The sequence below is a fragment of the Clostridium tagluense genome (genome assembly GCF_003865095.1).
Classification (GTDB): Bacteria; Bacillota; Clostridia; order Clostridiales; family Clostridiaceae; genus Clostridium_AD; species Clostridium_AD tagluense.
In genome coordinates this window covers 1-1,098 of the sequence record NZ_BHYK01000112.1, presented here as the reverse complement: position 1 = coordinate 1,098, position 1,098 = coordinate 1, and the positions used below count along the sequence as shown (strand labels likewise).

The window sequence follows — 1,098 nt, the reverse complement described above, 5'->3', positions numbered from 1 at the left end:
ACATATATCATTATTAAATAAAATTAAATATTGTAGAGTAGTTAGAAAGTTCATTCGAGGCAAATATAAATATTTTATTCAACTAATTTTAGAAGGAATTCCACCTGAAAAATATAATAAAGAAACTGGAGAGGTTAGGCATAAAATAGGAGAAGGAAATGTAGGTATTGATATTGGAACTAGAACTATTGCTTTTAGTAGTAAAAACGAAGTAAAATTATTAGAATTATGTCCAGAAGTTGAAAATATTGAACATGAAAAAATGATATTGCAAAGAAAATTAGATAGACAACGTAGGACTAATAATCCTAATAACTTTAATGAAAATGGAACTATTAAAAAAGCTATTAAATTAATATGGATTAAGTCTAATAAATATATTAAAACTCAAAATGAATTAAGAGAAATACAAAGAAAACAAGCTTGTATAAGAAAGCAAAGTCATGAGAAATTAGCTAATCAAATTATCAGTTTAGGCGATAGAATATTAGTAGAAACTATGAGCTATAGTGGGCTACAAAAGAGAGCTAAGAATACAACAATAAATGATAAGACAGGTAAAATAAATAAGAAAAAGAGATTTGGTAAAAGTCTCGCAAGTAAAGCACCTAGCATGTTTTTAACTATATTAGATAATAAATTAGAATGGTATGGTAAAGAGCTTTTAAAAATAAACACTACTAAAATAAAAGCTTCACAATACAACCATTTTGATGATAAGTATAATAAAAAAGAATTATCGGAAAGGTGGAACAATTTCGAAGAATTTAAAATACAAAGGGATTGTTATAGTGCATTTCTTATAATGAATATTAAGGATAATTTAGAAGAAATAGATAGAGATTTATGTTTTAAGGAGTTTGATAATTTTAAAGTGCTACACGATAAGGAAATAGTAACAATACAAAATAGCAACAATAAAGCAATAAGTAGTATGGGATTATAAATTAAGGCTAAAGAGGTTTTGATATGAGCCATATGCTATCGTTAATTCATTCATTGGAATGATTGATAGTGAAAGTTTTAGAGAAATTAATTAGTTCTTATATGTTGTAATTTATTTGATTTTTAAATAAATGAGAGTATAGGAGAAGTTAA

General features: G+C 25.1%; 1 protein-coding gene. It reads left to right on the top strand.

Features of this window, described 5'->3' with window-relative positions; all coding sequences use genetic code 11:
* A partial coding sequence (locus Ctaglu_RS25725; protein WP_267901320.1) for a transposase occupies nucleotides 1-946 on the top strand: 946 nt, incomplete at its 5' end.
* Between the last annotated feature and the right edge of the window lie 152 nt (nucleotides 947-1,098).